The organism is Azospirillum brasilense, from assembly GCF_001315015.1.
Classification (GTDB): Bacteria; Pseudomonadota; Alphaproteobacteria; order Azospirillales; family Azospirillaceae; genus Azospirillum; species Azospirillum brasilense.
The window spans coordinates 651,022-674,895 of record NZ_CP012916.1 but is presented as its reverse complement, the minus strand read 5'-3'; the positions used below and the strand labels follow the sequence as shown (position 1 = coordinate 674,895).

Here is a 23,874-nt window from a genome sequence, read left to right as displayed (position 1 = left end):
TTCCAACCGCCGGTGCCCGACGCCCCGGCCGGAGGACACCGTGACCCCGTTCAGCGATGAGAAGGCGACCGGGACCGTCCGGTCCGAGCAGGTCGGCTCCGTCATGACCGCCCTGCGCAACCGGGTGCTGGAGGGCAAGCTGCTCCCCGGCACCAAGCTGAAGGAGGCGGAGCTGGCCGCCCAATTCGGCGTGTCGCGGACACCGATCCGCGAGGCGCTGGTGGCGGCGGAACGGGAAGGGCTGGTCACCTACGAGACCAACCGCGGCTACACGGTGCGCCAGTTCACCCGGCGCGACCTTCTGGAAAGCTATGAGATGCGCGCCCTGCTGGAGGGGCACGGCTGCCGCGTCGTGGCGGAGCGCGGCCTGCCGCTCGACGTGGAGCGGGCGCTGCGCAACGGCCTGGACCGCGCCGAGGCGCTGATGTCCGGTGACAGCCCGCTGGAAGGGGAGGCGCTGGAGCAATGGCGCCTGCTGAACCAGCGCTTCCACACCACCCTGATGGGGCTGGTGCCGAGCGGGCTGTTCAACCGCTCCTTCCAGACCGTCTACCGGGTTCCGAAGATCTACGATGTCCTGGAGATGGAGAAGGATGGCCCAACCCTGCGCCAGTACAACGAGGAGCACCGCCGCATCCTCGACGCCATCGCCCGCCGCCAGAGCGGGCGCGTGGAATTCCTGATGCGGGAGCATCTCCAGGGCCCGTGCGATCTGCTGCTCCGCCGGATGGAGGAAGCGCCGGGCGGGTGAGGGGGGCCGTGCTGACGGTGCCCCCATTTCCTGCACTGACCCACCCGGCATATATGCCGTCTATACGACAGACCCTCTTCCGCCCCCCTCGAATCTATACGCGCATCGGGCGCAGCCTGATCGTGCCGGACACAGCCGTGCCGGCATCCGATCCACGCTGACGCGCGCCCGGTTCCGCCCGGGTGCGCCCCGGAGAGCACCCATGCTGGACATCATCGCGCTGGCGATCACCGCGGCCTTCTTCGCCGCGTCCATCGCCTATGTGCACGCCTGCGACCGCTTGTGAGGGAGGGCGGGCCATGATCGTCGATTACGCGCTCGGCGGCCTCGTCGCCGCCGGGCTGCTGGGCTACCTCGTGTACGCCCTGATCCGCCCCGAACGGTTCTGAGGAGACTCCCATGACCGTCAGCGGCTGGATCAACATCCTGCTCTTCGCCGCCCTCGTGGCCGCCGTGGCGCGGCCGCTCGGCGGCTACATGACGCGGCTGTTCAACGGGGAGCGCACGCTGCTGTCGCCGCTGCTCGGCCCCGTCGAGCGCGGGCTCTACCGCTTGGCCGGGGTGGACGCGAAGGCGGAACAGCATTGGGTGACCTACGCCGTCGCCATGCTGCTGTTCAACGCCGCCGGCCTGCTGCTGCTCTACGCGCTGCAGCGCTTCCAGGGCGTCCTGCCCCTGAACCCCAACGGCATGGCGGCGGTCCCCGCCGACCTCGCCTTCAACACCGCCGCCAGCTTCGTCACCAACACCAACTGGCAGAATTACGGCGGCGAAAGCACGATGAGCCATCTCGTGCAGATGGCCGGGCTGACCGTGCAGAACTTCGTCTCCGCGGCGACCGGCATCGCGCTGGCCGTGGCGCTGGTCCGCGGCTTCACCCGCACCGGGGCGCGGACGGTCGGCAACTTCTGGACCGACCTGACCCGCGGCACGCTCTATCTGCTGCTGCCGCTCAGCCTGCTCTACGCGCTGTTCCTGGTGTGGCAGGGCGTGCCGCAGACGCTGGCCGGGACGGTGGACGCCACCACGCTGGAGGGCGCCCGGCAGACCATCGCGCTCGGCCCCGTCGCCTCGCAGGAGGCGATCAAGATGCTGGGCACCAACGGCGGCGGCTTCTTCAACGCCAACTCCTCCCATCCCTTCGAGAATCCGAACGCCCTGACCAATCTGGTGCAGATGCTGTCGATCTTCGCCATCGGCGCCGGGCTGACCAACCTGTTCGGGCGCATGGCCGGCGACGAGCGGCAGGGCTGGGCCATCCTGGCCGCCATGGGCCTGCTGTTCTTCGTCGGCGTGGCCGCCGTCTATTGGGCGGAGGCCCAGGGCAACCCGGCCTTCGCCGCCTTCGGGCTGGACGGAAGCGCCGGCAACATGGAGGGCAAGGAGACCCGCTTCGGCATCGCCATGAGCGCCCTGTTCGCCGCGGTGACCACGGCGGCCTCCTGCGGCGCGGTCAACGCCATGCACGACAGCTTCATGCCGCTGGGCGGCATGGTGCCGATGGTCAACATGATGCTGGGCGAGATCATCGTCGGCGGCGTCGGGGCCGGTCTCTACGGCATGCTGCTGTTCGCCATCGTCACGATGTTCGTCGCCGGGCTGATGGTCGGGCGGACGCCGGAGTATCTGGGCAAGAAGCTGGAGGCGAAGGAGGTCAAGATGACCATGCTCGCCGTGCTCTGCCTGCCCTTGATGATGCTGGGCGGCACCGCCTTCGCCGTGGTGCTGGACACCGGCCTCGCCTCGCTCGCCAACGCCGGCCCGCACGGCTTCTCGGAAGCGCTCTACGCCTACGTCTCGGCGGCGGCCAACAACGGCAGCGCCTTTGGCGGGCTGTCGGGCAACACGCTCTGGTACAACCTGACGCTCGCCGCCGGCATGCTGGTGGGCCGCTTCCTGGTCATCGTACCGATGCTGGCGGTTGCCGGTTCGCTCGCCGCCAAGACCCGCAGCGCGGCCTCGGCCGGCACCTTCCCGACCCATGGCGGCCTGTTCGTCGGGCTGCTGGCCGGCGTCATCCTGATCGTCGGCGGCCTGACCTTCTTCCCGGCGCTCGCCCTCGGCCCGGTGGCCGAGCATCTGGCGATGCGCGCCGGCCTCCTCTTCTGACCGGGGACCTTCCATGGACACCCATTCGAAAACCGCCACCCGGACTCCGGCCTCCACGCTGCTGGACCCGGCGATCCTCCTGCCCGCCGTCGCCGGATCCTTCCGCAAGCTCGACCCGCGGCTGATGGCCCGCAACCCGGTGATGTTCTGCGTGGAGGTGGTGGCGGCGCTGACCACGCTGCTGTTCCTGCGCGATCTCCTGACTGGCGCCGGGGGCATCGGCTTCTCCCTGCAGATCGTGCTGTGGCTGTGGTTCACCCTGCTCTTCGCCAACTTCGCGGAGGCGGTGGCGGAGGGCCGCGGCAAGGCCCAGGCGGCCAGCCTGCGCCGCACCCGCACCGAGACCACCGCCAAGCGGCTGGCGGGCGAGGGTTGGGAGAGCGTTCCGGCCACCGCCCTCAAGCCCGGCGACCTCGTTCTGGTGGAGGCCGGCGACCTCATCCCCTCCGACGGCGAGGTGGTGGAGGGCGTGGCCAGCGTCAACGAGGCGGCGATCACCGGCGAATCCGCCCCGGTCGTCCGTGAATCCGGTGGTGACCGCTCCGCGGTGACCGGCGGCACGCAGGTGATTTCCGACTGGATCAAGGTGCGGATCACCGCGGCCCAGGGCAACACCTTCCTCGACCGCATGATCGGGCTGGTCGAGGGCGCGCAGCGGCAGAAGACGCCCAACGAGATCGCGCTGAACATCCTGCTGGCCGGCATGACGGTCATCTTCGTCATCGCCGTGGCGACCATCCCCAGCTTCGCCGCCTACGCCGGCGGGTCGGTCGGGGTGCTGGTCCTTGCGGCGCTGTTCGTCACGCTGATCCCGACCACCATCGGCGCGCTGCTGTCGGCCATCGGCATCGCCGGCATGGACCGGCTGGTCCGCTTCAACGTGCTGGCCATGTCGGGCCGGGCCGTGGAGGCGGCGGGCGACGTGGACACGCTGCTGCTCGACAAGACCGGCACCATCACGCTGGGCAACCGTCAGGCGGCGGAGTTCCTGCCGATCTCCGGCGTGGCCGACCGCGACCTCGCCGACGCCGCCCAGCTCGCCTCGCTGGCCGACGAGACGCCGGAGGGCCGCTCCATCACCGTCCTGGCGAAGGAAAAATACGGCATCCGCGCCCGCGACATGGGCGGGCTGCACGCCCGCTTCGTGCCCTTCACCGCCCAGACGCGGCTGAGCGGCATCGACAGCGACGGCGTGACCATCCGCAAGGGCGCGGTGGACGCCGTGCTGGCCCATGTGCGGACCCTCGGGCAGGGAATCGCCAACCAGGGCAACACCGTTACCGGCAACACGGTGATCGGGCTGCGCCCCGATCCCGCCCTGGAGGCTGCGGTGCGCGAGGTGCAGGCCATCGCGGAGCGCGTCGCCAAGTCCGGCGGCACGCCGCTGGCCGTCGCCCGCGACGGCCGGCTGCTCGGCGTCATCCACCTGAAGGACATCGTCAAGGGCGGCATCCGGGAGCGCTTCGCGGCGCTGCGCAAGATGGGCATCAAGACGGTGATGATCACCGGCGACAACGCCATGACCGCCGCCGCGATCGCGGCGGAGGCCGGGGTGGACGACTTCCTCGCCCAGGCGACGCCGGAGATGAAGCTGCAATTGATCCGCGACGAGCAGGCGCGGGGCAAGCTGGTCGCCATGTGCGGCGACGGCACCAACGACGCCCCGGCGCTGGCCCAGGCCGACGTCGGCGTGGCGATGAACACCGGCACCGTCGCCGCCCGCGAGGCCGGCAACATGGTCGATCTGGACAGCGACCCGACCAAGCTGATCGAGATCGTGGAGATCGGCAAGCAGCTGCTGATGACCCGCGGCGCCCTGACCACCTTCTCCATCGCCAACGACGTGGCGAAGTATTTCGCCATCATCCCCGCCATGTTCCTGGCCTTCTACCCGCAGCTTGGCGCCCTGAACGTGATGGGGCTGGCCAGCCCGGAGAGCGCCATCCTGTCGGCGATCATCTTCAACGCGCTGATCATCGTCGCGCTGATCCCGCTGGCGCTGCGCGGCGTCGCCTACCGCGCGGTGGGTGCGGCGCGGCTGCTGCGCCGGAACCTGCTGATCTACGGGCTGGGCGGCCTGATCGTGCCCTTCGTCGGGATCAAGCTGATCGACCTGCTCGTCACTGCCATCGGACTCGTGTGAGGACCCCGCCATGATCAAGGAACTGCGTCCCGCCCTCGTCATGGTCGCCGCGCTGACCGTGGTGACCGGGCTGATCTACCCGCTGGCCGTCACCGGCATCGCCCAGGCCGTCTTCCCGCATCAGGCCAACGGCAGCCTGATCGAGCGGAACGGGACGGTCGTCGGCTCCGCCCTGATCGGCCAGGGCTTCACCGGGGAGGGCTATTTCCACGGGCGGCCCTCGGCCACGCTGGGGCCGGACCCGGCCGACCCGTCGAAGAGCGTGCCGGCGCCTTACAACGCCGCGGCCTCCGGCGGCTCCAACCTCGGCCCGACGTCCCAGGCGCTGGCCGACCGGGTGCGGGAGGAGACGGAGCGGCTGAAGGCCGAGAATCCCAACGCCCCGGTGCCGGTCGAGCTGGTGACCAGCTCGGCCAGCGGCCTCGACCCGCACCTGTCGCCCGCCGCCGCCGATTTCCAGGTCCCCCGAATCGCCCGCGCCCGCGGCCTGTCGGAGGCCCAGGTCCGCGCCCTGGTCACCATGAACACCGAACAGTCCCCGCTGGGACCGCTGGGGGAGCCGGTGGTCAACGTGCTGCGGCTCAATCTCGCTCTCGACGCCGCCACGGCGACGCATTAGCTGAAGGTCAACAGGCGGCCCCGTCCGTTCCCCCGCGCGGGCGGGGGAGGGGCGGGGCCGCCGATCCGTTCCGAAAGCCGTCACCCGATGCCGAACGATCGAACCGCCACCACGGCCCGGCCTTCGCCCGAAGCGCTCCTGCGCGAAGCGGCGCGGGAGGGGCGCGGGCGGCTGAAGCTGTTCCTGGGTGCGGCCCCCGGCGTCGGCAAAACCTACGAAATGCTGCTGACCGCCCAGGCCAAGCGGCGCGACGGGGCGGACGTGGTGGTCGGCGTGGTCGAAACCCACGGCCGGCGCGAGACCGAGGCGCTGATCGCCGGGCTGGAGGTCATCCCCCGCCGCAAGGTTGAGTACAAGGGCCGCCGGCTCGACGAGATGGACCTCGACGCCATCCTCGTCCGCCGCCCGGCCATCGTGCTGGTGGACGAGCTGGCCCACACCAACGCCCCCGGCAGCCGCCACGCCAAGCGCTACCTCGATGTCGAGGAGATCCTCGCCGCCGGGATCGACGTCTACACGACGATGAACATCCAGCATGTGGAGAGCCTGAACGACGTCGTCGCCCGGATCACCCGCGTCCGCGTGCGCGAGACGGTGCCGGATTCCATCCTCGACCGCGCCGACGACATCGAGGTCATCGACATCACGCCGGACGACCTGATCCAGCGGCTGAAGGATGGCAAGGTCTATGTCCCGCGCACCGCCGAGCGGGCGATCCGCCATTACTTCTCCCCCGGCAACCTGACGGCGCTTCGCGAGCTGGCGTTGCGCCGCACGGCCCAGCGGGTGGACGAGCAATTGCTCACCCACATGCAGGCCCACGCCATCGCCGGCCCCTGGGCGGCGGGGGAGCGGCTGCTGGTCTGCGTGAACGAGGACCCGGCCTGCGCCGCCGTCGTCCGCTACGCCCGCCGTCAGGCGGAGCGGCTGCGCGCCCATTGGACCGCGCTGCACGTCGAGACTCCGCGCAGCCTGCGCCTGAGCGAGGCCGAGCGGGACCGCATCGCCGACGCGCTGCGCCTGGTCGAGAAGCTGGGCGGCGAGGCGGTGACCATCCCCGGCGGCGACGTCGCCGGCACGGTGGTCGAGTATGCGCGGACCAACAACGTCGCCCACATCGTGATCGCCAAGTCCCATCGCGGCCCCTGGGCGGAGCTGCTGCGCAGCTCCATCGCCTTCCGGCTGATCCGGCAGGCCGGGGGCATCAGCGTCCATGTCATCGCCGACGACGCCGAGGAGCCGATCCCGCCCAAGACCGTGCGCACCGCGGCCCCCCGGCGCCCGGCGCTGTCCTGGTGGCCCTACGCCGCCGCCACCGGCTATGTCGCGCTGGCGCTGGGCGTCGGGGAAGTGCTTCAGCAGATGCTCGATGTCAGCAACGTCGCGCTGGTCTTCCTGACGGCGGTGCTGAGCAGCGCGGTGACCGGCGGGCTGGGGCCGTCGCTCTACGCCTGCGTCGCCAGCATCCTGGCCTTCAACTACTTCTTCCTCAACCCGCTCTACACCTTCTCCATCGCCGATCCGGAGAACATCGTCGCGCTGTTCTTCTTCGCGGTGGTCGCGGTGATCGCCAGCAACCTGACCGCCCGCGTGCGCGCCCAGGCCGTCACCGCCCGGCTGCGCGCCAAGACGACGGAGGATCTCTACGGTTTCAGCCGCAAGCTGGCCGGGGTGGTCACCATGGACGATCTGCTGTGGGCGACCGCCCACCAGATCGCGGCAATGCTGAAGGTGCATGTGGTCCTGTTGCTGCCCGACGGCGGCACCGTGTCCGTCCGCGCCGGCTACCCGCCGGAGGACGAGCTGCGCGAGGCCGACCTAGCCGCCGCCGTCTGGGCCTGGGAGAACAACCGGCCCGCCGGGCGCGGCTCGGACACGCTGCCCGGCGCCAAGTGGCTGTTCCTTCCCCTGCGCACCGGGCGCGGCCCGGTCGGGGTGGTCGGCATCGACACCGACACCGCCCGCACCGGCAAGCCCGGCGCCCTGCTGACCCCGGACCAGCGCCGGCTGCTCGACGCTCTGACCGATCAGGCAGCACTCGCCATCGAGCGGGTCACCCTGGCGGAGGATGTGGACCGCGCCCGTCTGGCCGCCGAGACGGAGCGGCTGCGCTCGGCCCTGCTCACCTCGATCTCCCATGACCTGCGCACGCCGCTGGCCTCCATCCTGGGGTCGGCGACCAGCCTGACCGCCTACGGCGCCGGGATGGACGAGGCGTCGCGCCGCGACCTCGCCGCCACCATCCAGGAGGAGGCGGAGCGGCTGAACCGCTTCATCGCCAACCTGCTGGACATGACGCGGCTGGAATCGGGGGCGATCCGCCCGCGCACCGGACCGGTCGATCTGGCCGAGACGGTGGGCAGCGCGCTGGGGCGGGCGGGCCGCATCCTGGCCGGGCACCGGGTGGACGTCGATTTGGCCGCCGACCTGCCGATGCTGGACGCGGACGACGTGCTGTTCGAACAGGTTCTCTTCAATCTGCTGGACAACGCGGCCAAATACGCGCCAACAGGCTCGCTGATCCAGGTCGGGGCGTCGCGGGAGGGCGGTCGGGTGCGCATCGAGGTGCGGGACGAGGGCGACGGCATCCCGGCGGCGGATGTCGAGCGCATCTTCGACAAGTTCTACCGCGTCCAGGCCCAGGACCGGCAGCGTGCCGGGACCGGACTGGGGCTGGCAATCTGCCGCGGCTTCGTCGAGGCGATGGGCGGCACCATCGCCGCCGGCAACCGCAAGGACCGCTCCGGCGCCGTCTTCACCCTGACCATGCCCGCCGCCGCCGCCCTGCCCAGCCTTGAGGAAGAGGTGACGCCATGAGGTCGGACACCCTGCCGTTGCGCGTCCTGGTGGTGGACGACGAGCCGCCGATCCGCCGCTTCCTGCGCACCACTCTGTCCGCCCAGGGCTACGACATCGCGGAGGCGGAGGATGGCGCGGGCGCGCTGGAGGCGGTGCGGCGGCGCCCGCCGGACCTGCTGGTGCTCGACCTCGGCCTGCCGGGCATCGGCGGGCTGGAGGTGATCCGCCGTCTGCGCGCCGATGGGGTGGCCGCCCCGATCATCGTCCTGTCCAGCCGCGCCGACGAGGCGGGCAAGGTGGAGGCGCTCGACCTCGGCGCCGACGACTATGTGACCAAGCCCTTCGGGATGGATGAACTGCTCGCCCGCATCCGCGCCGCCCTGCGCCACCGCCTGCAGCAGCAGGGGGAGCGCCCGTTGTTCCGCAGTGGCGACCTCGCCGTCGATCTGGTCCGGCGCATCGTGACCGTCCGTGGCGCCGAGGTGAAGCTGTCGCCCCGCGAATACGACCTGCTGCGCCTGCTCGTCGCCCATGCCGGCAAGGTGCTGACCCACCGCTTCATCCTGAAGGAGGTCTGGGGTGCGGACACCGACGTGCAGTATCTGCGCATCTACATCCGCCAGCTCCGCCAGAAGATCGAGGCGGAGCCGGAGCGCCCCTCGCACATCCTGACCGAGACCGGCGTCGGCTACCGGCTGCGCGCGTCGGACTGATCCCGCCCCATACCCGTTGCAACCCACCGCTGCACGCCAAACCTGCTGCGCCGTGGTTGGATTCGTGCGACAGAACCCCCAGGGCCGCTGTTTCAAGCGCAAGCCCCAACAAAAAAGATGACCGCACACCACAATTGAGCCCAACCGAAGCCTTCGAAGAGATTTTCATATGGAAAGCGTCGATCTCTGGTCGCAGCTCACCGCCCTCGGGCAGGTGGTCGCCATCGACCTCGTTCTGGCCGGCGACAACGCCATCGTCGTCGGCATGGCCGCCGCCGCCGTTCCCAAGGAGCAGCGCCGCAAGGTGATCGTCTGGGGCATCGGCGCCGCCATCATCCTGCGCATCGCCTTCGCCCTGATCACCACCCAACTCCTCGCCATCATCGGGCTGACGCTCGCCGGCGGCGTGCTGCTGCTGTGGGTCTGCTGGAAGATGTACCGCGAGCTGCGCTCCCACGGCGAGGACGAGGTGACGCCCGACGAGGCGCTGGCCGCGAACGGCTCCGGGGACGCCGCGGTCGGTGCTGCGGTGGCGACGACCACCTTCGGCGCGGCGGTCTGGCAGATCGTGGTGGCGGACGTGTCGATGTCGCTCGACAACGTTCTGGCCGTGGCCGGCGCCGCCAAGGACCATCCGACCGTCCTGGTCATCGGCCTGCTGCTCTCCGTCGTCCTGATGGGCGCCGCGGCCAACATGATCGCCCACATCCTGCACAAGCACCGCTGGATCGGCTGGATCGGCCTTGCCATCATCACCTACGTGGCGCTCGACATGATCTGGCGCGGCGGCAACGAGGTCCTGGCCCAGGCCCATCTGCTTTGATGAGCCGAAAAAAAACCCCCGCCGCTCCGGCGGGGGTTTTTTCTTCAGGCGCCAGTACCCTCCAGCAGCCCCCGCAAATCCTCCTGGCGCTGGACCGTCCGCACCCCCAGCGTGCCGTCGCGGCCCCGGATCGCCACCTCCCGGCGCTCCAGATGCTCCAGCCGCCGGAGCCCCGCCAACTCGGCGGCCGCGTCGGAAAAGACCACGGTGGCGCCCAGCGTCTTGGTCATCTCCTCCAGCCTCGCGGCGACGTTGCCGGTGTCGCCGATGAATTGCAGCGACCCGTCCTCCGAACAGGCCACCGCCCCGACCACGGCGAGGCCGGAATGCACCCCGGCCCCGAAGGCCAAGGGCTGGTCCAACTCCTCCGCAAGGTCGCGGCTCAGAAGCTCGATGTCGCGCCACAGATCGGCGGTGGCGCGCAGCGCGCTGGCCGCCGCCGCCGCGGGGTCCTCCTCGTTGGCGAACATGCCCATCACCCCGTCACCGGCGATGGCGATGACGTAGCCGCCGTGCTTGCGGATCGCGTCGGTGACCACCTGGACGTAGCGGGTGACGATGAACAGGGCGTCGAAGGGCAGCCGCTCCGCCGCCAGCGAGGTCGATCCCCGCAAATCCACGAACAGCGCGGTGATCGCCAGCTCGCGCCCGCTGTCCATGGGGGCGGAGACGGCGAAGGTGCGGCCGTTGTCCCGCGCCGACAGCAGCGGCGTCACCGACAGCGGCGCCACCGGGCGGAGCTGGCAGGCCAGCCGGACGGCGCGCGGCGCCTTCATCCGCTCCAGCACCGCCCGTTCCGTGGCGTTGGGCGGCGGCAGGGCGTCCACCCCCTCGGTCACCCGGATGCGGCAGGTGGAGCAGCGCCCCCGCCCGCCGCACAGCGCGGTGTGCGGGACGCCGTTGGCGCGGCTGGCCTCCAGCACCGAGGTCCCGCGCGGAACGGTGACCGAGCGCCCGCCGGGATAGGCGATGCGCACCGGGCTGGTCGCCCGCGCCCGCCAGTTGCGGTATTGCCGCATCCCCAGCGTGCCGACCAGCAGCAGGACGTAGGTGTTGAACACGCCGCCGCTGATCGCGGCCAGCGCGGCGCGGTTCTCCGCCTCCGGCGTGCCGGGGGCGGGCGGGCGGAACTGCTCCAGATAGGTGGGGTCGGCGGCGTCCCGGCGCTCGGCGTCCCAGCCGGCGTTGACGATCCCGGCCAGCGCCAGCAGCGGCAGCAGCATGGCGAAGGCGCCGAGCAGCGCGGCGCGGCGCCGGTACCAGGGCTTCGTCATCAGCCAGCCCCGCACCCCGATGCAGCCATGGATCCAGACGATGACCAGCAGCAGGAGCTGGCGCCACAACAGGGTTTCCGGCGCGGTGATCCAGTAGAGGACGATCGCGCGGGGGTAGGTCAGCGGGTCGTTGTAGAGGTCGTCCGACAGCATCCCGGCCATGCCGTGGGAGATCAGCAGGAGCGGGATGCACAGCCCCAGCCCCAGTTGCCACGCCTCCCCGGCGGGCATGCGCAGGTGGCGGCGCCGGTACAGCGCCCAGAGACCCAGCCCGGCGTGGGTGATGAAGGAGCCGGCGAGCAGCGCCTGCCCCGGCGGCGTGTCCCAGACCCACAGCAGCGTGCGCCGCGCCACCTCCATCCCCGGCAGCAGCAGCAGCCCGGCGGCGTGGGCGAGGAAATGGGTGATGACGAAGGTGAAGAGCGTCAGGCCGGTGAACAGGCGCAACGGGCGTTCGATCCGGCGTTTCATGAACGGTTCCGGGTCATGGACGGGACCGGGCGGCGGAGGGGACGGTCGTCATGTCGGTCAGCGGGCTCGGCTTCTGCGTGGCGTCCCTTGGCATCCTATGAGATCATCCCGCGCCATGCCACAGCCCGACACCCATTCCCCTCCATGAGGCCCGTTCATGAGGCGCCGGACCGAAACGTTGGCCGGGGCGGCGCTGTTCCGCTCGCTGTCCCCCGACGAACTGCGGGCGCTGGAGGACCGTTGCCTCTGGCGCCGGGTGGAGGCCGGGCAATGGATCATCGATTTCGAGGATGAGGGGACCGACGTCTTCGTCGTCGCCGCCGGTCTGGTCCGGGTGACGATCCGCGCGATCTCCGGGCGGACGGTGATCCTGCGCGACATCCCCGCCGGGGAGTTCTTCGGGGAGCTGGCGGCCATCGACGGCAAGGCCCGCTCCGCCGGCATCGTCGCCGTGACCAACGCCACGGTCGCCTGCATGCCCGCCGCGCTGTTCCGCGACTGCATCCACCGCCACCCCGACGTCTGCGACCAGGTGATGGTCCTGCTGGCCGGGGAGATCCGGAAGCTCGCCACGCGGGTGAACGAGTTCAACACGCTGGACGTGCGCCACCGCATCTACGCCGAGCTGCTGCGGCTGGCCCGGCCGGACGGGCGGGGGGAGCACAGCGCCACCATCTCCCCACCGCCGCCCCACGCCGACCTCGCCGCCCGTGTCAGCACCCGGCGCGAGGCGGTCTCGCGGGAGCTGAGCGCCCTGGAGCGCGACGGGCTGCTGGAGAAGCGACGGGGCGCGCTGGTCCTGCTCGACACCCGCCGCCTGCGGGAGCGGGTCCGGCAGGCGGCGGAGGAGGACTGAAGGCGCTCTTTACGCCTTCACCGCCTCGGACTCGATGATGATCTGGATGTCGTCGCCGATGTTCGGCACGCCGTACTTCATGCCGAAGTCGGAGCGCTTGATCGTGCCGCGGGCGGAAAAGCCGACCGTCTCCTGCTTGCTGGCCGGGCTGACGCCGTCCTTGTTGAAGGTCACGTCGAGGACCACCGGCTTGGTCACGCCCAGCAGGGTCAGGTCGCCGTGCAGCTTGCCGGTCTTGTCGCCGGTCTTCTCGATCTTCGTGCTCTTGAAGGTCAGCTTCGGGAACTCCTTCACGTTGAAGAAGTCCGGCGACTTCAGGTGCTCGTCGCGCTTGGCGTGGTTGGTGTCGATGCTGGCGGTGTCGATGGTCACCGACAGGCTGCTCTTGTCCGCGGCGTCCTTGTCGAAGGCCAGCTCGCCGGCCACCGTGTTGAAGCTGCCGACGGCCTTGGAGAAGCCCAGATGGTCGACGATGAAGACCACCGCGGTGTGGGCCGGGTCGAGCTTGTAGGCGACCGGGGCGGCCTGGGCGGTCAGCGGCAGGGCGACGAGGGCGGACAGGGCGGCGGCGGAGAGAAGACGCTTCATGATTCGGAAGTCCTTTGTCGGATGGAACGGGATGACTGGGGTGGATCAGTAGCCGGACACGTCGGAACCGGCGGAGAGAAGGAAGGCGACGCCCACGGCGGCGACGGCCGGCACCAGGGCGAGGACGGTCAGCGCCACGGTGCCCATGGCCCGTCCCGCGGCGGTGCGCGGCAGGGGCAGCCGGTCGCGCAGCCGGTCGGCGAAGAAGGCCGGCAGGACGAGCAGCAGGGCTTCGGCGTGGGCGGAGGAGAAGAAGGTCAGGGTGGCGGCCAGCAGCACCAGGATGCCCAGCGCGGCCTGACCGGCGTTGCCCCAGGCGTGGCGCTCCACCGGCCAGTTCCACAGCAGCAGGCCGCCGGTGGCCGCGGCCAGCGCGAAGGCGAGCTGGGCGACGGAGGCCGAGGCGCCGACCAGCGCCACCCCGCCCACCGCCACCGCGGCGGCCAGCAGGGCGACGCCGGGCGTCGCCACCCCCTCGCCCTCGCCGGCGGTGCGGGACAGGGCGATCCAGCCGCCGGCCAGCAGCAGCACCGCGGCGGTGATGGTGTCGAGGCTTCCCGGCAGCACCGGCAGGGCGATCCACAGCAGCGCCGCCGTCACCCAGGCGCCGAGCAGCCATGTGCCGCGACGGCGGTCGAGCCCGGCGAGGTCGGCGCCGACGCCGATGACCAAGCCGGCCACCGCGCTCCAGAACAGGCGGCCCATGCTGGAGGGCGGGGGCAGGGCGGGCAGGCCGACGATCAGCGCGTAGGCCGCCAGGAAGGCGGCGGCAACACCCGCCGCCGCCAACCGGGGACCCCGCGTGCGCCCGCCGGCGAGACGGACCACACCGACGGCGGCGACGCCGACCACCAGGGGAAACAGGGCGGTCTGCACCACAAGATCATCGAGCAGAGTCATCGTCGGGGCACTCCAAGCCGCAGGAAACGGGACGCGGGGCGGAGCCTGCCGGGATGGAACGGTCAGGCCAGCGCTTCGCGGCGCGGCTGGAGAGTGCCGTCACGGCCCGCCGACGCCTGTGCGAAAACGCACATCGCGAACGTGGTGTGACCGGGTTTTTGGGCGTGAACGACGCCGTTGGAGCGGAACGTCTGTTCAGCTCGTGTGTGCATTCAGTGTCGGGTCGGAGGATGGCTGCAACGTTGCAAAGGTCAGGGCTGCTCCCTGGACAGTCACTTGCATGTGTCGGTTCAGCGCCAGGAGCCGACCTCAGATGATACAGCAGATGTGTTCGCCAAATTACCGCTTGACGGATACGGTCTGTACGCTTCCGCTGTTGAACCTCAATAGCCATTCAAGTGCACTTGTAAATATCTGACCAATGTCATTATAGTCACTTGAAAGGACCATGGCAGCATTCAAAGCGTCACGCTGAACTTTTAATTTTATGTCTATGAAAAATTGGGAAGGTTGACGAGGCATAGCGATTTTCTTAAATCATCTTCAAAACGCGAATTCATTCTGACCGCCAAACATTACTGCTTTTCAGAAGAAGTGCACAGAAGCGCAGATGCAAATTGGAAGTCATGATTGTTGCAAAAAGCCTTAGCTTTAATAGATTTTTCGCGGATTGTCCATTGAAATGCTAAAATGCAAACCATCACCAGCACAGCAATGAACAGAACAATTTTTGTCCAAACAAAAGTTTTTTCACCTCTTTTTACACGGTTCCATTCAAATTTTAGCAATTTGCGAGATGCCTTAAGAAATTCCTGCTCAGCAGAGCGAATTTTCTCAGGGGTAATATTATCATTATTGTTGGCAATGCTCTCAAATTCACCCATAGCTTTTAGAAGCGCTTTGGCCGGCCTTTCATCCGAATTAATGCGCAGTTTAATTCCGTTGCTTGCCTCATTGAGTAGCTTATATTGAGATACCATTTCTTTTGCTTCAATATTCTGTCCTGACTTTTTAAGGCGCAAAGAATCAGAAATGGCATTTATATTTACAAGATAAGCGACAATACATTTCCTTAACTCGTCAATCCAAGCCTGCCTAAACTCAGATACTTTCTGCTCCTTTCCGATAATAAGCCCTAGGAGCGAGACAAGGCCTGCAACGATGGCCGCCCCCACCGCTCCAATGCTAATGTCGCCCATTTCTATCTCCTCTGCGTCAATAAGGCGCGGTTATTGCATCAATTAATACCGATTTTTATTGTTTGGCAAGACAAATGGTGTAGGCTTTCCGGAGAATGAACCATTGAGGTCTAGAACCTCGGAGGAGGAGGAATGTCAGAGGCTTTGACTTTTCATTTCGAAGGCGCGCTTGCTGATTCCCACAGAATGAATTTCTACGAATGCGCTCGCTTCCAATATGCCGCTGCCAGATTGATGGTAAAACTGGCGCAATTTAGGAATCAAGGAAAATTTGCGAAGAAAATAACAAATTCTTCTAACTTCAATATTGATCTGGTCAGCCAATCTGATGGTTCATTCAACATTAATGTTGAAGATAGCGGGCAATCCACGCATGACAATCCTTTTATTGAAATATCATTGGCAGATTTGATAGCTTATGTTAGTGAGCGTATCATTGAAAAAGTGGATGATGATACTTTATCCAACGCAGCTATTTCCAATCGTGGAAGGCAATCAATCAGAGACATAGCAGATGAAGACCCCGCTGCGGCGCTAAACAAACTAGTCCAGGCGGCGATGGATGATAGAGCTCTTACTACAAATCTACCAGCAGAGGTTCAGGATTTAGTAAAACGACGTGTGGCTGAGCTTTATCGGGAAAGGCGACTGACGCTTAGTCAGCCAGCCATATCTCGAATTGATGCCGCACGAAGCCAGAAACTGATTGCCATGTCAGCTCCACTGATTAGTGAAATGGCCACGGCACTGCGGAGAAGCGCTGACACATTGGAAGTTACCTCTTCCGTAAACGGTCAAAATAAATCTGTTTTATTTCTCAATCGGGAAATGGCAAAAGAAATAGAGATTTCTGCAGTCGATGAGGACATAACACCAATTCTCGGAGATATAACGCAGTTCAATAAAGACAACGGTTGGGGAAAACTAAAAATAGAGAATGGAGCTAAAACTTTGAGCTTTAGTATTCCATATGATCTTTTGCCGACAATGAGACAGAAATTGATCGAACACATGAAACGGGATCTGGTCTACCTACAATCATATTTTGTTCGAAACCACGCTGGGGAAGTGGTTCGCCTAATCGCGGTTGGAATTTTGCCTACGCCTTCGGAGTAACGGAACTTGAAAGTTCCGGTGACATTGCACATTATTCGTAAATCCACTTTACCGCCCCCAACTTCCAAAACGCCGTTCCGCTCCCAGCCGCTCCCAGCCGATTTCGCACGTTGGATTGGGGAAGATCGATTTCTGCTTTTGGCGCAACGCTGTCAAAAACGAAGGTCCGCATTGGGTCAGATTTTGACGTTCGAGAGCGCCCCAAAAGCGACAGCTGAACCGGTGACGCTTCGTGTCAAGGCGGGCGCTGATGCCCCTCTTCCCTCCGGTCGGCTTCGCCTTTGCCCCTTCCGCGCCGCCGGATCGGTGTGTTCGGCATCGGCCGGCGGCGAACGCCGACCGTCCGGACGTCAAGATGGACCGGCACCGTCACGCAAGGGACCGTACCCTTGGCATCCCTCTCCCCTCCGGGATTGTGAAGAGCCGTCAAAACCCGTGGAAGCGGGTGAAGTCGGCGACCGGGGCGCGCTCGGTTTCCAAGCGGTTTTCCGGCGCGTCGGGGTCGGCGTGGCCTAGCGCCATGCCGCTCAGCAGGATGTCGGTGTCCGGGATGTCGAGATGGCGGCGGACGATGCGGTGGTACGTGATGAAGGCGGCCTGCGGGCAGGTGTCCAGCCCGAAGCCCCGCGCCGCCACCATCACATTCTCCATGAACATGCCGACGTCGAGCCAGCTTCCCTGCTCCATCCGCCGGTCCATCGTGAAGAACAGCCCGACCGGGGCCCCGAAGAAGTCGTAGTTGCGGGCGTGCTGGTGGGCCATCGCCTCCCGGTCGCCTTTGGCGATGCCGAGCAGGCCGTAGAGGTCCCAGCCGATCTTCCGCCGCCGCCCCAGATAGGGCTCGAACCACTGGGTCGGGTAATAGGTGTATTCCGCCCCGGCCTGGGTGTCCGCCGGGTTGAAATGGGCGGCGCGCAGCTCCGCCGACAGCGCCTCGCGCGCAGCACCCGACACCGCATGGACCTTCCATGGCTGGATGTTCGACCCGCTGGGCGCCCGGCTGGCCGCTTCCAGGATCTCCTCCACCACGGCGCGCGGCACCGGCTCGGCGGTGAAGGCGCGGACGCTGCGGCGGCCGCGCACGGCCTCCAGGGCGGACAGGGGGCGGGAAAAGGATTCTTCGGACGCCATGGGCACGCTCCGCTGCGGACGGTGTCTCACGAACCCTGTCCGGGGAACGGCGGCCCTCTCAGGACCGAGAAGGACGGTCAGGCTGGCAGCAGGCGCTGCACCGCGTCAAGGAGCTGGTCCTCCTCGAACGGCTTTTCCAGGAAGGCCGTCACGCCGGCTTCCCGCGCGCGGGCGAAGGTCGCGGGATCGCCGCGCCCCGACACCATGATGACGGGCAGGCCATGCAGGTTCGCCCCGAAGCGCTCGATGAACTCCAGCCCGCTCATCACCGGCAGGTGCAGGTCGAGGACGAGGCAGCCCGACGGCTTCCCGTTGTACTGATCCATGAAACTCTGACACGACGCGTAGTCGCGCACTTCGAAGGCACAGGCTTCGAGCAGCGCCTTCATCGAGTCCCGCACCGGCTCGTCGTCGTCGACGATGTAGACGATGCTATCGCCCGGTTCGGCCAAGACTGCCTCCAGCATCGGAAATCACGCGGAATGACGCCCGTTGTGGGGCGTTACAGGGAAGATAGAAGCCGACCGGCGGTGCCGGAATACGGAGTTCCCCTTATCGGGCGTGGTTTTGATGTGGATCAGTCGCCGCCGGCGCCGCCCGGCGGCCCGAATCACTCCCCCTTGGGGGTGATCCCGGCGGACAGGGCCATGCGGACCAGCGAGGGCAGGCTGTCGGCGCGCATCTTCTCCATCACGCGGGCGCGGTGGATCTCCACGGTGCGCGGGCTGATGGACAGCTCGAAGGCGATGACCTTGTTCGACTTGCCTTCGACCAGCCATTGCAGCACGTCGCGTTCCCGCGGCGTCAGGCTGGACAGCCGCTCCAGCACCTCCGGGGAGACGGCGGGGGCGGCCGGGGCGGGGGCCGGCGCCTGGGCCGCCTGTGGGGCGGCGGGCGGAACGGCGCGGGCCAGGGCGGCCTTCACGCTGCCGATCAGGGCCTGCTCGTCGAAGGGCTTCTCCACGAAGTCGATGGCGCCGGCCTTCATCGCCCGCACCGCCAGGGGCACGTCGGCGTGGCCGGTCATGACGATCACCGGCAGGCCGCGCCCCTCCTGCACCAGCCGCTCCTGCACGTCGAGCCCGCTCATCTGCGGCATCCGCACATCGACCAGCAGGCAGCCGGGCCGCGACGGCGCGTCCGACTCCAGGAAGGCGAGGGGGGACGCGAAGCCCTCGACCCGGAAGCCCTCGCATTCCAGCAGGATCACGACGGAATCGCGCACCGCCTCGTCGTCGTCCAGGACGAAGACCGTCATGTCCGACGGGGATAATTCGGGCAGCAATGGGGACTCAGGGCGCATCATCCTCTCCGGCAACCGGCACGGTGAAGGCAAAGGTGGCCCCTCCGTCCCCCGGTTCCAACCACAGGCGGCCGCCATGGGCCTCGATGATCGACCGGCAGATCGACAGGCCGAGCCCCATCCCTTTCTCCTTGGTGGTGACGAAGGGTTGGAAAAGCTGGGCCAGCACGGTCTCGTTGAGGCCGGGGCCGGTGTCGCGGACGGTGACGCGCATCAGCGCCGCCGACTCCGGGTCGGGGCCAGTGGCGACGGTCAATTCCCGTATCTCCGACTCGGCCATGGCCTCGATGGCGTTGCGGACGAGGTTGAGGACGACCTGCTGGATCTGGATCTTGTCGATCAGCACCGGCCGCTCGTCGCCGCTCATCTCCAGCCGGACATGGACGCCGCGCTCCTTGGCGCCGACCAGGGCGAGGGCGCTGGCCTCCTCCACCACCTTGCCGATGCTCTCCGCCGTGTGCTCGGTCTGGCCCTTCTCGATGAAGTTGCGCAGGCGGCGGATGATCTGGCCGGCGCGGGCGGCCTGGGCGGTGGCCTTGTCCATCGTCTCGCGCGCCTTGTCCGCCCCGTCCGGACGGTCGAGCAGGCGCTTCACCGCCTTGGCGTAGTTGATGACGGCGGTCAGCGGCTGGTTCAGTTCGTGCGCCAGGGTGGAGGCCATCTGGCCCATGGCGCTGACCCGGCTGACGTGCAGAAGCTCGGCCTGAAGCTCCTGCAGGCGCTTCTCGGTCGCCTGCCGCTCGGTCAGGTCGCGGATGAAGCCGGTGAAGCAGCGGTGCCCGGCCAACTGCACCTCGCCCACCGCCAGCTCCATGGGGAACACCGAGCCGTCGCGGCGCAGGCCGGAGACCACCCGCCCGATGCCGATGATCCGGCGTTCCCCGGTGGTCAGGTAATGGTCCATGTAGCGGTCGTGCTGCTCCCGGTAGGGGGAGGGCATCAGCATGCTGACGTTCCGTCCCGACACCTCGGCGGCGCTGTAGCCGAACAGCCGCTCCGCCGCCGGGCTGAAGGACTCGATCAGCCCGCGCTCGCTGATGACGATGATCGCTTCGGGCACGGTCTCCAGGATGGAGGTGAGGCGGGCCTCGCGCTCGCGCAGGGCGGTTTCGGCCCGCTTGCGCTCGCTGATGTCGCGGATGATGCCGATGTAGACCCCGCCGCCCCCGGCCTCCCGGCAGGCCTCGCCGACCGACAGCTCCATCGGGAAGGTGGTGCCGTCGCGGCGCAGGCCGGTGACCTCGCGCCCGATGCCGATGATCCGGCGCTCGCCGGTGCGGTGGTAGCGCTCCAGATAGCCGTCATGCTCCTCCCGGTAGGGCGGCGGCATCAGCATCTTGACGTTGTGGCCGATGACCTCCGCCGCCGTCCAGCCGAACAGCCGCTCGCAGGCCGGGTTGAAGGTCTGGATGCGCCCTTCGGCATCGATGATGACGACCCCGTCCGGCACCGTGTCCAGCATGGCCTGAAAGCGCAGCAAGAGGTCCGGGCTTCCCGTACCGATATCGTCCGCCATCCCCGTCCCCAACTTCTCTTGTCCTTCGGACCTGTTCAGGGTCAAGAGTAGTTGAGTTGATTTCTTGGTCAATGGGTTTGGGGGTGAGGGGGCGCGGAGTCCCTTTACGCCGCCTGCTGGTCCTCCAGGGTGACGGCGCGGTCGTGCTGAAGCTGGGCCGACACCTCCTCGGCGAGGCGGAAGGCCAGCGCCACGAGGTTGATGGTCGGGTGGTCGCAGCCCATGCTGGGGAAGACCGAGCTGCCGCCGATGTACAGGTTGTGCATCCCGTGCACCTTGCAGCGCGCGTCCACCACGCCCTGCTTCGGGTCGTCATGCATGCGGGTGGTGCCCATATGGTGCCAGCACCAGGAGATGCGCTCCGCCCAGGCGCGTTCGGCGGCCTCCTGCGGGTCGGGCTCGGTCACCGTGATCAGGCCGTTGCGGGTCAGCTCCGTCCGCACCAGCTCGTTGGTGCGCAGGAAGTTGTCGCGGTCCTGCTCGGTCAGGCGCCACACCGTGTCGGCCCGGTTGAGGCCCAGCGCGTCGCGCTCCGCCGCCAGGGTGACGCGGCTGTCCGGGTTGGGCACCGGCTCCACGATGGTTTCCAGCAGGAAGCTGCGCGCCACCCAGGCCGGGTTGACCACATTGTCGAACAGCGCGTAGGCGAGATTTGGCAGATTCAGCGCAATCTGCGGCACCGCCTCGCGCAGCAGGGCGCGCAGGTCGCCCTCGGCGTGGCCGAACTTCCGGCGGTCGGACATCAGCATGCGCAGGTCGTGCAGTGCCCGCACCCCGGCGGTCGCCTCGCCGTGATACTGCGCCACCAGATAGCTGCGCGAGTTCATCAGCCCCAGCCGGCGCTGCGTCTCCACCGTCGGCGACAGGGAGGCGGAGACGGGCAGATGCTTGGCGTTCAGCCGGCGGCGCGACAGCGTCAGCGTCATGTCGTAAAGGCGGCGGTGCCGAGCCTGATCGGTCAGGCGGACGGAGCCGGCCTTGATCCGCGGGTGGTCGGTGAAGTAGCGGCCGACCAGATCGTGGCCGTTGCCCAGCCCGGCGCTCTGCACCCGGTTGGACAGCAGCAGCAGGCGGGCGTTCTCGATGCCGCCGCAGCACAGGACGAACTGGCGCGCGGTGACCGTGAAGCGGGCGCCGCTGAGCGCGGCGCAGCGCACCCGCTCGACCACCGTGGCGGTGTCGTTGGTCTCGAACTCGGTGACATTGGCGTTCAGGTAGCAGGCGATGTTCGTGGCCTGGACGATCTCGTCGACGGAGGTCACGCCGACGCGCGGCTGGTCGCTGATCTGGGCGATGCGGTTCTCCAGCGCGCCGCCCTCCACCGGCATCAGTTCGATCCCGTCCGGCGCCAGGGTCTGTTCCCAATGGCCGTTGTCGTAGATGTTCGACGGCAGGTTCAGGTGGCTGTGGGCGCGGGCGTAGTAGGGGGCCAGCGTCTCCGGCCCGAAGGGCCAGCCGCTGTTCGGCACCCAGGGCCGCGCCTCCATGTCGATCGGCTCGAAGGGCCGGCAGAAGCCGCCCCAGCAGTTGGTGCTGCCGCCGAAATAGCGGCTGCGCGCGGTGGACAGTCGCTCGTAGGGCAGGCCGAGATTCTCCCCGGCGTAGAGCGACTGGGTGTGGCCGTCGGGGTCGAGCCCGCCGCTTTCCAGAAGGACGATCTTCCAGCGCGAACCAGCCAAGGCACGGGCTATGGCGAGCCCGGCGGCGCCGGCGCCGACGATGCAGAGGTCCGCGTCAAGGTTGGTGCCCGAGGACACCGAGCGAGCATCGAGGATCATGCTGCGCCTGCTTTTCTTTGGGGTTGAACGCACGGGACTCAGATAAATCCCAAGTTCCCGGCGACGTTACTGAAATTGCGGGCTAGCCCGTCCAGTGGGATAACCCCGGCGCCACCCACACCGTCAGCATTTGCGCGGATTTTACCCGTTCTTCCAAAGGATTGGCAGCCTCCCTCCCGCACCACTTCCGATGCGGAGTCCGAAGGGGTAGCCCGGCCTTTCCCCGGATTAAAAATTCGGCGGAGTGCCCCCCAACGCCTGGAGAAGCGAGACGGCAGCCAGCAGGCGGCTCTGCCGCACCGACAGGGCGCTTTCCTCGTCCGACAGGGCGGCGGTCTGGGCGGTCAGGACGCTGCTGTAGGGCAGGGTGCCGGCCCGGTACTGGTTCAGGGTCAGCCGCTCCGCCTCGCGCGCCAGCCGCACCGCGTCGTCCTGCACGGCGGCCTGCTGGGCCAGGATGCGCTGGGCGGCGAGCTGGTCCTCGACCTCCTGGAAGGCGGTCAGCACGGTCTGGCGGTACTGCGCCACGGTCTGGTCGAAGACGGCGCGGCGCAGTTCCACCTCGGCCGTCCGCGTGCCGCCGTCGAACAGAGTCTGGGCGACTTGCGCCCCGACTGCCCAGAGCGCCGTCGGCGCCTGGAGCAGCCGCGGCAGGATCGTCGCGCTGTTGGTGAGGGAGCCGGACAGCACGACGTCCGGGTACCAGGCCGACTCCGCGATGCCGATCTGGGCGTTGGCCTGGGCCATCTGCCGCTCCGCCGCGGCGATGTCCGGGCGGCGTTCCAGAAGGGCGGAGGGGACGCCGGGTGGGATCGCCGGGACCGCCGCGGTCAGAGGCGCCGGGGCCAGCACGAAGGCGGCGGGCGCCTGCCCGACCAGAACCGCCATGGCGTGCTCGAACTGGGCGCGCTGCACCCCCAGCGCCACCAACTGCGACTCGGTGGAGCGGACCTGGGTCTCGGCGGTGAAGACGTCGGCCAGGGTCGCCGTGCCCACGGCGTGGCGGTTGCGGGCGATCTCCAGCGACTGGCGGTAGGCGGCGATGGCCCGCTCCAGCAGCGCCTTGCGCTCGTCCGCCACGCGGAACTGGACGTAGGCGGTGGCGAACTGCGCCTGCGCCGACAGGCGGGCGGCAGCGAGGTCGGCGGCGCTGGCCTGGAGGTTGGCGTCGTTGCTTTCCACCGAGCGGCGGATGCGGCCCCAGAGGTCCGGCGCCCAGCTCGCCCCCAACCCGGCGTCGTAGGTGGTCAGCGGGGTTCCGCTGCGGCTGATGCCGGTGCCGGTGCCGGAGGTGGCGCGGTCACCCGACCCGACGCGTCCCACCCGGTCCGCCCCGCCGCTGATGGACAGGACGGGGAAAAAGGCGGAGCGGGCCTGATCCGACAGCGCCTTGGCCTGCCGGTAGGCGGCCTCCGCCGCCTTCAGGCTCTGGTTGTCGACCTCCACCCGGCGCATCAGCCCGTCCAGCACCGGATCGTTGAAGACGGTCCACCAGGGCCCGGCCTCCGCCTGTCCGGGGGCGGCGGGGCGCCAGCCGTCGTCGCGCGGGACAGGGGGAGCGAAGGCCACGGGGGTGATGCCGCCTTCCTTGTAGGCCGGCGGCACGGCGACGGATGGCCGCTCGTAATCCGGCCCCACCGCGCAGGCCGACAGCAGGGTGAGGGTGCCGAGCGCCGTGCCCAGGAGACGGGCGCGCCGCCCGAAGATCGTCGTCATGTCAGGCCCATCCAAAGGACAAATCCCCTCTCCCCTCTGGGGAGAGGGTTATTATGGCCGAAAGCCTCC

20 protein-coding genes are annotated in these 23,874 nt (G+C 67.9%); 10 read left to right on the top strand and 10 right to left on the bottom strand.

The annotated features are described in order from the left end of the window. Nucleotides 1-40: 40 nt before the first annotated feature. From AMK58_RS24290 to AMK58_RS24255, 8 genes are all read left to right on the top strand, one after another. Nucleotides 41-751, top strand: a complete 711-nt coding sequence (locus AMK58_RS24290) for a GntR family transcriptional regulator (RefSeq protein WP_059399550.1) — start codon at nucleotides 41-43, stop codon at nucleotides 749-751. Between the two features lie 299 nt (nucleotides 752-1,050). Beyond that, entirely contained in the window at nucleotides 1,051-1,140 is a 90-nt protein-coding gene (locus tag AMK58_RS24285; RefSeq protein ID WP_035680142.1) for a K(+)-transporting ATPase subunit F, read from the top strand. A 10-nt stretch (nucleotides 1,141-1,150) separates the two neighbouring features. Further along, entirely contained in the window at nucleotides 1,151-2,860 is a 1,710-nt protein-coding gene (kdpA, locus tag AMK58_RS24280) for a potassium-transporting ATPase subunit KdpA (RefSeq protein WP_035680144.1), read from the top strand. A gap of 13 nt (nucleotides 2,861-2,873) precedes the next feature. Next, entirely contained in the window at nucleotides 2,874-5,003 is a 2,130-nt protein-coding gene (kdpB, locus tag AMK58_RS24275; protein WP_035680149.1) for a potassium-transporting ATPase subunit KdpB, read from the top strand. A 10-nt stretch (nucleotides 5,004-5,013) separates the two neighbouring features. Further along, on the top strand, nucleotides 5,014-5,622 hold the full coding sequence (locus AMK58_RS24270; RefSeq protein ID WP_035680152.1) for a K(+)-transporting ATPase subunit C: 609 nt from the start codon (nucleotides 5,014-5,016) through the stop codon (nucleotides 5,620-5,622). A gap of 87 nt (nucleotides 5,623-5,709) precedes the next feature. Further along, nucleotides 5,710-8,439 (top strand): sensor histidine kinase, encoded by a 2,730-nt coding sequence (locus AMK58_RS24265; protein ID WP_059399549.1) that lies wholly within the window; start codon nucleotides 5,710-5,712, stop codon nucleotides 8,437-8,439. Beyond that, nucleotides 8,436-9,134 carry a response regulator gene (locus AMK58_RS24260; protein WP_035680154.1) on the top strand — a complete coding sequence of 233 codons (699 nt, stop codon included), beginning with the start codon at nucleotides 8,436-8,438 and terminating at the stop codon, nucleotides 9,132-9,134. The genes AMK58_RS24265 and AMK58_RS24260 overlap by 4 nt, the downstream gene beginning before the upstream one ends. A 169-nt stretch (nucleotides 9,135-9,303) precedes the next feature. Continuing rightward, on the top strand, nucleotides 9,304-9,957 hold the full coding sequence (locus AMK58_RS24255; protein WP_059399548.1) for a TerC family protein: 654 nt from the start codon (nucleotides 9,304-9,306) through the stop codon (nucleotides 9,955-9,957). A 44-nt stretch (nucleotides 9,958-10,001) separates the two neighbouring features. On the opposite strand, the gene AMK58_RS31800 is transcribed toward AMK58_RS24255, so the two are convergent. Continuing rightward, nucleotides 10,002-11,702 carry an adenylate/guanylate cyclase domain-containing protein gene (locus tag AMK58_RS31800; RefSeq protein WP_035680159.1) on the bottom strand — a complete coding sequence of 567 codons (1,701 nt, stop codon included), beginning with the start codon at nucleotides 11,700-11,702 and terminating at the stop codon, nucleotides 10,002-10,004. Between the two features lie 157 nt (nucleotides 11,703-11,859). On the opposite strand from AMK58_RS31800, the gene AMK58_RS24245 reads away from it, so the two are divergent. Continuing rightward, on the top strand, nucleotides 11,860-12,558 hold the full coding sequence (locus AMK58_RS24245; protein WP_051140738.1) for a Crp/Fnr family transcriptional regulator: 699 nt from the start codon (nucleotides 11,860-11,862) through the stop codon (nucleotides 12,556-12,558). A gap of 9 nt (nucleotides 12,559-12,567) precedes the next feature. On the opposite strand, the gene AMK58_RS24240 is transcribed toward AMK58_RS24245, so the two are convergent. The 3 genes from AMK58_RS24240 to AMK58_RS30665 all read right to left on the bottom strand — a co-directional run bounded on the left by AMK58_RS24240 (nucleotide 12,568) and on the right by AMK58_RS30665 (nucleotide 15,245). After that, complete coding sequence (locus AMK58_RS24240; protein ID WP_035680162.1) at nucleotides 12,568-13,146, bottom strand: YceI family protein; 579 nt, start codon at nucleotides 13,144-13,146, stop codon at nucleotides 12,568-12,570. A 45-nt stretch (nucleotides 13,147-13,191) separates the two neighbouring features. After that, nucleotides 13,192-14,046 carry a hypothetical protein gene (locus AMK58_RS24235; RefSeq protein WP_059399547.1) on the bottom strand — a complete coding sequence of 285 codons (855 nt, stop codon included), beginning with the start codon at nucleotides 14,044-14,046 and terminating at the stop codon, nucleotides 13,192-13,194. A 575-nt stretch (nucleotides 14,047-14,621) separates the two neighbouring features. Further along, nucleotides 14,622-15,245, bottom strand: coding sequence for a hypothetical protein (locus tag AMK58_RS30665; RefSeq protein ID WP_137165239.1), 624 nt, complete (start codon nucleotides 15,243-15,245; stop codon nucleotides 14,622-14,624). Nucleotides 15,246-15,377: 132 nt separating this feature from the next. Between AMK58_RS30665 and AMK58_RS29980 the strand changes: the two genes are divergently transcribed. Next, nucleotides 15,378-16,361, top strand: a complete 984-nt coding sequence (locus tag AMK58_RS29980) for a hypothetical protein (protein ID WP_079285600.1) — start codon at nucleotides 15,378-15,380, stop codon at nucleotides 16,359-16,361. A gap of 426 nt (nucleotides 16,362-16,787) precedes the next feature. Here the strand turns inward: AMK58_RS29980 and AMK58_RS24230 are convergent, their stop codons facing one another. The 6 genes from AMK58_RS24230 to AMK58_RS24205 form a co-directional block, all read right to left on the bottom strand. Further along, nucleotides 16,788-17,492 (bottom strand): nitroreductase, encoded by a 705-nt coding sequence (locus tag AMK58_RS24230; protein WP_035683741.1) that lies wholly within the window; start codon nucleotides 17,490-17,492, stop codon nucleotides 16,788-16,790. 77 nt (nucleotides 17,493-17,569) lie between these two features. Continuing rightward, entirely contained in the window at nucleotides 17,570-17,959 is a 390-nt protein-coding gene (locus AMK58_RS24225) for a response regulator transcription factor (protein ID WP_035683743.1), read from the bottom strand. A 143-nt stretch (nucleotides 17,960-18,102) separates the two neighbouring features. Then, nucleotides 18,103-18,750, bottom strand: coding sequence for a response regulator transcription factor (locus tag AMK58_RS24220; RefSeq protein ID WP_059399546.1), 648 nt, complete (start codon nucleotides 18,748-18,750; stop codon nucleotides 18,103-18,105). Nucleotides 18,751-18,784: 34 nt separating this feature from the next. Further along, on the bottom strand, nucleotides 18,785-20,311 hold the full coding sequence (locus AMK58_RS24215; RefSeq protein ID WP_051140740.1) for a PAS domain-containing sensor histidine kinase: 1,527 nt from the start codon (nucleotides 20,309-20,311) through the stop codon (nucleotides 18,785-18,787). 104 nt (nucleotides 20,312-20,415) lie between these two features. After that, entirely contained in the window at nucleotides 20,416-22,089 is a 1,674-nt protein-coding gene (locus AMK58_RS24210; protein WP_035680203.1) for an FAD-dependent oxidoreductase, read from the bottom strand. 228 nt (nucleotides 22,090-22,317) lie between these two features. Then, a complete protein-coding gene (locus tag AMK58_RS24205; RefSeq protein WP_059399545.1) occupies nucleotides 22,318-23,805 on the bottom strand; it encodes an efflux transporter outer membrane subunit in 1,488 nt (495 codons plus the stop codon). Nucleotides 23,806-23,874 lie beyond the last annotated feature (69 nt).